Here is an 8,791-nt window from a genome sequence, read left to right as displayed (position 1 = left end):
TACGGCCACCACAGCCCCACCGCCCTCATCGCCATGATCTACCTCTGCGCCGGAGGCATCACCATCACACTCCCCACACAAACCTGAGGAGTCCCCTGAATGACGCTTTCAGTCCCGCTGGTGCGCTGAAATCGTCATTCAGCGCGCCGCGCGGACGGAAAGCGTCATTCAGGGGACCAGCTTGTCGGGATGCGGGGATACGATGTGGTCGTTCGAGGAGGGCTGATGGCAGGTACCGGGGAAGGCGAGATCGCGCAGCTGCGGCTTGTGGCGCAGCGGTTGTGCGGGCACGGGCACGACACCGCTGCCGACACTGTCCGCTGGCTGACCGCCGTGCAGGGCCAGGACTACCCGGGTGCGTTGACCTCCGTGGCGTTGCGTACCGAGAACGGCAGCCGGGCGAAGGTCGAGGAGGCGATGAACGCGGGCGAGGTCGTGCGCTCCTGGCCCATGCGCGGGACGCTGCACCTGGTCGCTGCGGAGGACCTTCCCTGGTTGCTGCAGGTGGCCGCCACGCGTGCGGTGGCCGGGGCGGCCAGTCGCCGTGCGCGGCTCGACCTGGACGAAGCGACCCTGGAGAGCGCCCGGGCGGTCGCGGTGCGGGTTCTCTCGGGAGGCAGGCAGCTGCGACGGGCCGAGCTGCAAGCGGCTTGGGAGGATGCCGGGGTGTCGGTGGCCGGTCAACGCGGCAATCATCTGATCAGGCATCTGGCGCAGACCGGGACGTTGTGCTTCGGGCCGGTGGTCGACGGCGAGCAGCGGATCGTGCTGCTCGACGAGTGGATCCCGCGCGGGCGGCAGCTGGAACGCTCCGAAGCCCTCGCTGAGCTCGCCTTGCGCTACTTCAGGAGCCATGGCCCAGCCACACACAGGGATCTCGCCCGCTGGGCAGGCCTGACCATCACCGATGTCCGTGCCGGTGTCGCCTCCGCCAGGCCGGAGCTGGCCACCTTGGAGCTCGACGGTGCCGAGTACCTGATGGACCCGCGCACTCCCGAGCTGCTGGAACGCTACCGGGAGCGCGTAGCAGGGGTCCACCTGCTACCCGGCTTCGACGAGTTCATCCTCGGCTACCAGGATCGCCGCGCGGCGGTTCCCGCGGAGTTCGCCGACCACATCGTGCCGGGTGGCAACGGGATGTTCCGGTCGACCGTTGTCAGTGACGGCCGCGTCGTCGGCACCTGGAAACACACCGGCACGGGTGCGAAGCGAACCGTGCGGGCCACACCGTTCACCGGCTTCTCCACGGAGGTCAGCGACGCCATCCCGCAGGTATACGCCGCCCTCCCCTAGCCCACGGGGTTGCGCTGAATGACGCTTTCAGTCCACCAGAGGGACTGAAAGCGTCATTCAGCGTTACCGGTAGGCGCGATTGACGGCGGAGATCACGGCACGCAGGGACGCGGTCACGATGGAGGGGTCGATACCCACGCCCCAGTAGACCTGCTCGCCGATCGCGCACTCGACGTAGGAGGCCGCCTGGGCGTCGTCGCCCGCCGTCATCGCGTGCTCGCTGTAGTCGAGCAGCCGGATGTCGAAGCCGATCGTGGACAGCGCGTCGAAGAACGAGGCGATCGGCCCGTTGCCGGAGCCGGTGATCTCCTGCTCCTCGCCGTCGACAAGCACCGTCACGGTGATGGAGTAGCGCCCGCCTCCGTTGTCGACGACGTGCGAGCGCACCAGTTCGAGCGGCTGGGTGACCGTGAGGTACTCGGCCGAGAACGCCTCCCACATCGTGGTGGGGTCGATCTCGCCACCCTCCGTGTCGGTGTATTGCTGGACAACCTGGGAGAACTCGACCTGCAGTCGCCGCGGGAGGTCGAGTTGGTGCTCGCTGCGCATCACGTACGCGACGCCGCCCTTGCCGGACTGGGAGTTCACCCGGATCACAGCCTCGTAGGTGCGCCCGACGTCCTTCGGGTCGATCGGCAGGTAAGGCACTTCCCACGGGTAGTCGTCGACCGGCACGCCTTCCGCGTCCGCAGCGGCCTCGAGCGCGTCGAAGCCCTTGTTGATCGCGTCCTGGTGGCTGCCGGAGAAGGCCGTGAACACCAGGTCCCCACCCCACGGCGTGCGCTCCCCGACGGGCAGCTGGTTGCAGTACTCGACGGTGCGCTTGATCTCGTCGATGTCGGAGAAGTCGATCTGCGGGTCGATGCCCTGGCTGAACAGGTTCATGCCGAGCGCGACGAGGTCGACGTTGCCGGTACGTTCCCCGTTGCCGAACAGGCACCCCTCGATCCGGTCGGCACCTGCCTGGTAGCCGAGCTCGGCCGCGGCGATGGCGGTACCCCGGTCGTTGTGCGGGTGCAGGGACAGGATGAGCGAGTCCCTGCGCTCCAGATTGCGGCCCATCCACTCGATGGAGTCGGCGTAGACGTTCGGCGTGGCCATCTCGACCGTGGCCGGCAGGTTGACGATCACCGGATGTTCCGGGGTCGGCTCCAGGATCTCGGTGACGGCGTTGGAGATCTCGGCAGCGTAGGACAGCTCGGTCCCGGTGTAGGACTCCGGTGAGTACTGGAAGCGGAAGCTGGTGTCGGTGTACTTCGCCGCCAGCTCCTTGGCCAGTTCCGCGCCTTGCGTGGCGATCTTCTTGATGCCCTCGCGCCCCTCGCGGAACACCACGCGCCGCTGCGCGATGGAGGTGGAGTTGTAGAAGTGCACGATGGCCTTGTTGGCACCTTCCAGCGCCTGGAAGGTGCGCTCGATCAGCTCGTGCCTGCACTGGGTCAGCACCTGGATGTGCACGTCGTCCGGGATCGCGTCCTCGGTGATGATCTCGCGGACGAAGTCGAAGTCCGTCTGGCTGGCTGCGGGGAAACCGACCTCGATCTCCTTGTAGCCCATCTGTACGAGGAGGTCGAAGAACTTGCGCTTGCGCGCGGGCGACATCGGGTCGATCAGGGCCTGGTTACCGTCCCGCAGGTCCACGGCGCACCAGAGCGGGGCGCGGTCGATACGCACGTCCGGCCAGGTCCTGTCGGGCAGTGTGATGTCCTCGACCAGCTCGTACCAGGGGCGGTAGCGGTGGTACGGCATGGAGCTGCCCCGCTGGGCGTTCCATACGGGCTGGTCAGCGGGGGCCGGTTTGGCCGGGGTTCGCGGGTTGCGGATCCCGCCTGGTCGCGCTGCGGAAGTCATTATGGGGTCTCCTGCTCTCCTGACGGCGAATGCTCCGGATCGACCGGCGCCACGACGAAACCCCGCGACGGGGAGCCGGTCTGATCAGGCCCCGTCGCGGCAGCGAAGCAGGAGAACGAACGCCATTGCTTCAAGGGTAACCCGTGCGGCCGAACGACGACCAGCCGGGCCGCACCCCGGAGGGCGATCGGGGACGCGACAATGCTACGTGCCAGTAGCGTCACGTCGATCAACATGACAAACTTTCCCTATGTCAGACCACGCAAAGGACGAACCGCCCAATAACGACGAAACTCCTGCCGTGCCGCGGGCAGGCGGGGCGTCCGACAGCGAGCGGGGCCGCTCGCGTGCGCGACGGGCGCCTGCCGTCGACTGGCGGGCTGTCAAGGACCAGTTCGTAGGCGTACTCGCGGGTGTCGTCCGTTGGGTGGGGTTGATCTTCGCAGTGCTGCTCGTGCTGCATGTCGTTTTCACCCTGGCCGATACGAACCCGGACAACTCGATCGTCGACTTCGTCACCGATATCGCACCCTCGCTGACGCTCGGGTTCGAGGACATGTTCACCTTCGACGAGCGCAACACCGAGGTGCTCGTCAACTTCGGCCTCGCGGCGCTGTTCTGGCTGGTGATCTCCTCGGTCGGTGCCTCGATCATCCGCAGGCTCGGTGGCGCCCAGGTCTAGGGAGTGCCGGCTGGATCTTTGCGGAGCGGTTACCTCCCGGTTGCGATGCCGAGGACGGCAAACCGTGCACGGTGGGCACGGGCACGACGGTGGTGTGCGGCACCGGTTCGCTCCTGCGGAGACCCGGGCTGTCGGCCCGGCGGTTGTCGACCGAAAAGGCCGGACATCACACCTAGCCGGAGGCGGCCTCGTCGGCGCGGCTGACCGTGAGCAGCACGGGGGTCGTGATGGCGTGTCGGGTACTGGCCTCAGCGAGAAAGCCGCCCAGCCAGCCAAGCGCGTCCAGGGACCACTCGGCGAGCGTGCCGCGGAAGGTGGCCCGGTTGAGCGGCGGGCCGGGCCAAACGCCGTCCCCGTACGGGAAGGATTCGGCCAGCGGATCGTGGCCCGTCACAGAGTACGACTCGCAGGTGAAGGTGTCCTGGTCCCACCGGAGCATCCAGCTGTGCATCTCGGGCGCTGCCGACGGGATGCCGCGGTCCTGTCCGCTGTCCAACGTGATCCGTATCGGGGTTCGTGACACGTGGTCACAGGTGGCGAACCAATCGGCGGTGGGCAGCGAGGGAACCAGCGCAGGCTTCCGCGTCGAGCCACCGAGGTATTGCATGGGTAGTAGTACCTGCAACGCCTGCAGTCGCAGAGTGCCCAGTCGCGACATCACATCCCGGATGCAGCACAGGAACGGATGCACCGGTAACGGCCTGTCGGCAGGAGGCACCGTGTCGACTCCCACCTGGAACCACGCGGCCAGCGACAACCCCGGGGCGGTTCCCGGGCTGTCCTGGCCAGCTTCGTGCATACTCCAGAGGCCGGGAGAACCGACGTCGGCAACCTCTCGGTGTTTCCCGCGACCGGTGACACGCTGGCCGACGTCGGTGATCCACCCCATTGCCAGAGACCGCTGGTAGAAGAGGCTGTAGGCGTCCTCTTGGGCGGAGGCCGACTCGCGCCGTGGATGTGGTGTCAGCTGCCCATACAGGGCTGCAAGCATGACCCCCTCGGGGCTTGCGCGACTTCCGGGAGCGAGTCCTGGTACAGCTTCCTGCCGCCAGCTGTACGATTCGTTGTCACGCAACTCGACTCTCAATCGACTCTGCACGAGATGTTCTCGTACTTGGCATCCTGTTCGGCAGCATCGGCCTCGCCAACCACATCGACGTCTACAACGTTACGCCACGTCGTGAGGGCACGACCGGTGCAAGCTGTCCGTGCGTTCGCACGCCGACTACTGCCCGGAGCTATCGTCCGGTCGTTGCATTCCTTCGTCCGGTGCGTGCCGTCGGTGTAATACTGCTGCAGGCAGACCGTGACGACCGCTCGGTTGTTGGAGCAGTCGCCCTTGAACCACCACCCGTGCCCGGACACGTCGCCACGGGTGACATGCGGATTGTCGCTGCGAGTGTCGGGGGTGCACCACCAGGCCGGCTGCGCGTCTGAGTCCGGTTGGACACTCGCCTGTTGGTCCTCGATTTCTGGATCGATCCCAGGAACAGCTGTGGAAGCCAGTTCGACACGCGTGCCTGTGGCCTGCTCCCCAGCGCCAGGCGCGCTAGAAGATTCCGTAGCCGCCGCTGACGAGGCGATAACGCCCACCAGTACGACAGTCGACCCAAGGACCGTGCACCATCGCTTATGCCAACGTATCACGCGCATGATTGATCCCCAGTTCGGTTTTCGCCGCCGCATAGGGCGCAAAGCCCAGCTATATGTGCCCCCACGCACTCATCTGAACAATCAGCCGCACAGATCTGAAACCTTGCGGTGGCTACGCGTAGTGCACGCTCCAGGACTGGCTGTCAATACAAGCGGGCCAGGGAGTGTCCCGGAAAGCCGGGGTGTCCCACTCGCCGAACGCGAGCTCGTCGAGAGTGATGCGCCTGCGCGGCGCCTGCTCACGCTCGGCGAGGTCCGCGTCCCCGAGAACCTCCGGGTCCGCCTGCACGCCGACGGCGAGAGCGACCAGGGGCTCGGCGTAGTCCGGAAGGGCGAAGTCGCGGCGCGCGGCCTCGGCGTCGAACCCGGCCATCTGGTGGGCAGCGAGCCCGCTCGCGGCGGCCTGCAGCACGAGGTTCTCGGTGGCCAGACCCGCACTGTAGGTGGCGTACGGGACGGTGCCTTTCGCGTTCTCGGTCACCGTCACGACCAGCAGGAGTGCGGACGCGCGACAAGCCCAGCCCCGGTTGCGTTCGGTGAGTGCGGCGAGGATCTTGGCGTGCACCGTGTCGCCTCTGCGTCCGACCAGGTAGCGGGTTGGCTGGGTGTTGCCGAACGACGGTGCCCAGCGCGCGGCTTCCAGCAGCGCGCGCAGCCGGCTGTCGGAGACGGTCGCGTCCGGGTCGAACGCCCGGGGACTCCACCGCGCGGCGATCAGCTCGTGCACGGGAACGCTGGTCGTGGCCGGTTTGTCGAGCGGTGCGGGCATGCGATCAGACTATGCGCCGCATCGGGCGGTTTCGCGTGGCGGTTGCCACACGGTATGCCGTACAGGGGGTGACGCATCTGTACCCTGGTTTCCAAGCATGTAACGGCGCTAGCCCGAACGGGGTGAGGCGCAGCGAGGAGGGTGACGCGCTGTGGCGCTCATAGTCCAGAAGTACGGTGGTTCGTCGCTGGAGAGCGCCGATCGCATCAAGAGCGTTGCGGAGCGGATCGTCGAGACCAAGAAGGCAGGCAACGATGTAGTCGTGGTGTGCTCGGCGATGGGCGACACCACCGACGACCTGCTCGATCTCGCGGAGCGGGTGAACCCGACACCACCCGAGCGCGAGATGGACATGTTGCTCACCGCGGGGGAACGCATCTCCAACGCGCTCGTGGCGATGGCGATCAGCGCGCAGGGCGCGGAGGCGTGGTCCTTCAGCGGCTCGCAGGCCGGGGTCGTGACCACGTCCGCGCACGGCAACGCGCGGATCCTCGACGTGACGCCGGGCAGGGTCACCGAGGCGCTCGCGGAAGGATACGTCGCGCTCGTGGCCGGCTTCCAGGGTGTCTCGCAGGACACCAAGGACGTCACCACGCTCGGCCGGGGCGGGTCGGACACCACCGCTGTCGCGCTGGCTGCCGCGCTGGGCGCCGACGAGTGCGAGATCTACTCGGACGTCGACGGTGTCTACAGCGCGGACCCGCGGATCGTGAGCGACGCTCGCAAGATCGACACCATCCCGTACGAGGAGATGCTCGAGCTCGCCGCGACCGGGTCGAAGATCCTGCACCTACGCGCGGTGGAGTACGCGCGTCGCTACGGCGTGCCGTTGCGCGTCCGCTCGTCCTACAGCAGCAAGCCGGGCACGCTCGTGACCGGTTCGATTGAGGAGATTCCCGTGGAACAAGCGCTGATCACCGGCGTCTCGCACGATACGTCCGAAGCGAAGATCACGGTGACCGATGTGCCCGACTACGAGGGCGCCGCAGCGAAGATCTTCCGCGCGGTCGCCGACGCGGAGATCGACATCGACATGGTGCTGCAGAACGTATCGCGCACCTCGTCGGGAGTGACGGATATCACCTTCACGCTGTCGAAGTCCAATACGGAGGAAGCGGTGAAGGCGCTCGAGCGCGTCCGGGAGGACGCCGGCTTCGACTCGGTGCTGTGCGACGAGAACGTCGGCAAGGTCTCGCTGGTCGGCGCGGGCATGCGATCGCACCCCGGGGTCACGGCCACGTTCTGCGAGTCGCTCGCCAACGCGGGCGTCAACATCGAGATCATCAACACCTCGGAGATCAGGATCTCGGTACTGATCAGGGATGCCGATGTAGACGCCGCGGTGCAGGCGCTGCACGGTGCGTTCGGGCTCGGCGGTGACGAGGAAGCCGTCGTCTATGCGGGGAGTGGTCGCTGATGAGCCAGGGTGTGCGGATCGGGATCGTCGGCGCGACCGGCCAGGTCGGCGGGGTCATGCGCGGGATCCTTGCGGAGCGGGACTTCCCGGTGGCCGAGATGCGGTACTTCGCGTCGTCCCGCTCGGCGGGTACCTCGCTGCCATGGCGCGACTCCGAGGTCACAGTGGAGGACGTCGCTACGGCGGATCCGTCCGGACTGGACATCGCACTGTTCTCCGCGGGTGGCTCTACGTCGAAGGCGCAGGCGCAGCGGTTCGCCGACGCCGGTGCCATCGTGATCGACAACTCCTCGGCGTGGCGGTTGGACCCCGAGGTGCCGCTGGTCGTCAGCGAGGTGAACCCGCAGGCGATCAAGGAGGCGCGCCGCGGCATCATCGCCAACCCGAACTGCACGACGATGGCCGCGATGCCGGTGCTCAAGCCGCTGCACGACGAGGCCGGGCTCGCGCGGCTGATTGCCAGCACGTACCAGGCGGTCTCCGGTAGCGGTCTCGCCGGGGTCGAGGAGCTGGGCGCCCAGCTGCGCGCCGCAGGGGACAGAGCGACGGAACTGGCCCACGACGGTCGCGCCGTGCAGCTCGGCGAGCCGGAGAAGTACGCGCGCCCGATCGCGTTCAACGTCCTGGCGATGGCCGGCTCCCTCGTGGACGACGGCAGTGCGGAGACGGACGAGGAGCAGAAGCTGCGCAACGAGAGCCGGAAGATCCTCGGTATCCCGGACCTGCGCGTCTCCGGCACCTGCGTGCGTGTCCCGGTGTTCACCGGCCACTCGCTGTCGATCAACGCGGAGTTCGAGCGGCCGATCACGCCGGAGCGCGCCTACGAGGTGCTGTCCGGGGCGGCAGGCGTGGCCGTGGCGGAGATCCCCACGCCCCTGGAGGCAGCGGGGACCGATCCCAGCTACGTCGGCAGGATCCGCACCGATGACGGGGTCGACGGTGGCCGTGGTCTCGCCCTGTTCGTCAGCAACGACAACCTGCGCAAGGGCGCGGCACTGAACACCGTCCAGCTCGCCGAGCTGGTCGCCGAGACGCTGTAACGGCGCCTCGGCGCAACTCGGTTGCCCGCGCGGCGACCGCAGCGGGTCGGCGTCCCGCTCCGCCACCACGTGGCCGGATTGCCCGG

The 8,791-nt window shown here is 67.5% G+C and carries 7 protein-coding genes; 4 read left to right on the top strand and 3 right to left on the bottom strand.

All coding sequences use genetic code 11. From position 1 onward, the window contains the following. The first annotated feature begins 225 nt into the window (after positions 1-225). Complete coding sequence (locus CHB84_RS13560) at positions 226-1,293, top strand: winged helix DNA-binding domain-containing protein (RefSeq protein ID WP_089301956.1); 1,068 nt, start codon at positions 226-228, stop codon at positions 1,291-1,293. 63 nt (positions 1,294-1,356) lie between these two features. Here CHB84_RS13560 and leuA read toward each other — a convergent pair whose 3' ends face one another. Next, positions 1,357-3,144, bottom strand: coding sequence for a 2-isopropylmalate synthase (gene leuA, locus CHB84_RS13555; RefSeq protein WP_176439945.1), 1,788 nt, complete (start codon positions 3,142-3,144; stop codon positions 1,357-1,359). A gap of 250 nt (positions 3,145-3,394) precedes the next feature. On the opposite strand from leuA, the gene CHB84_RS13545 reads away from it, so the two are divergent. Beyond that, complete coding sequence (locus CHB84_RS13545) at positions 3,395-3,826, top strand: hypothetical protein (protein ID WP_245818724.1); 432 nt, start codon at positions 3,395-3,397, stop codon at positions 3,824-3,826. Positions 3,827-3,998: 172 nt separating this feature from the next. On the opposite strand, the gene CHB84_RS13540 is transcribed toward CHB84_RS13545, so the two are convergent. Next, on the bottom strand, positions 3,999-4,625 hold the full coding sequence (locus tag CHB84_RS13540) for a hypothetical protein (protein ID WP_245818723.1): 627 nt from the start codon (positions 4,623-4,625) through the stop codon (positions 3,999-4,001). A 966-nt stretch (positions 4,626-5,591) separates the two neighbouring features. Further along, positions 5,592-6,248 carry a nitroreductase family protein gene (locus CHB84_RS13530; RefSeq protein WP_089301951.1) on the bottom strand — a complete coding sequence of 219 codons (657 nt, stop codon included), beginning with the start codon at positions 6,246-6,248 and terminating at the stop codon, positions 5,592-5,594. A gap of 151 nt (positions 6,249-6,399) precedes the next feature. On the opposite strand from CHB84_RS13530, the gene CHB84_RS13525 reads away from it, so the two are divergent. Both CHB84_RS13525 and CHB84_RS13520 read left to right on the top strand, forming a co-directional pair. After that, complete coding sequence (locus tag CHB84_RS13525; protein WP_089301950.1) at positions 6,400-7,665, top strand: aspartate kinase; 1,266 nt, start codon at positions 6,400-6,402, stop codon at positions 7,663-7,665. Beyond that, positions 7,665-8,705, top strand: a complete 1,041-nt coding sequence (locus CHB84_RS13520) for an aspartate-semialdehyde dehydrogenase (RefSeq protein WP_089301949.1) — start codon at positions 7,665-7,667, stop codon at positions 8,703-8,705. The genes CHB84_RS13525 and CHB84_RS13520 overlap by 1 nt, the downstream gene beginning before the upstream one ends. Positions 8,706-8,791 lie beyond the last annotated feature (86 nt).

This window comes from Haloechinothrix alba (assembly GCF_900188115.1).
Classification (GTDB): domain Bacteria; phylum Actinomycetota; class Actinomycetes; order Mycobacteriales; family Pseudonocardiaceae; genus Haloechinothrix; species Haloechinothrix alba.
This window is presented reverse-complemented; position numbering and strand designations above follow the sequence as displayed.

Excerpts from the sequence above, each read along its gene's own strand:
- CHB84_RS13560 (WP_089301956.1), top strand. The coding sequence starts at position 226 with ATGGCAGGTACCGGGGAAGGCGAGATCGCGCAGCTGCGGCTTGTGGCG.
- leuA (WP_176439945.1), bottom strand. The coding sequence starts at position 3,144 with ATGACTTCCGCAGCGCGACCAGGCGGGATCCGCAACCCGCGAACCCCG.
- CHB84_RS13545 (WP_245818724.1), top strand. The coding sequence starts at position 3,395 with ATGTCAGACCACGCAAAGGACGAACCGCCCAATAACGACGAAACTCCT.
- CHB84_RS13540 (WP_245818723.1), bottom strand. The coding sequence starts at position 4,625 with ATGCACGAAGCTGGCCAGGACAGCCCGGGAACCGCCCCGGGGTTGTCG.
- CHB84_RS13530 (WP_089301951.1), bottom strand. The coding sequence starts at position 6,248 with ATGCCCGCACCGCTCGACAAACCGGCCACGACCAGCGTTCCCGTGCAC.
- CHB84_RS13520 (WP_089301949.1), top strand. The coding sequence starts at position 7,665 with ATGAGCCAGGGTGTGCGGATCGGGATCGTCGGCGCGACCGGCCAGGTC.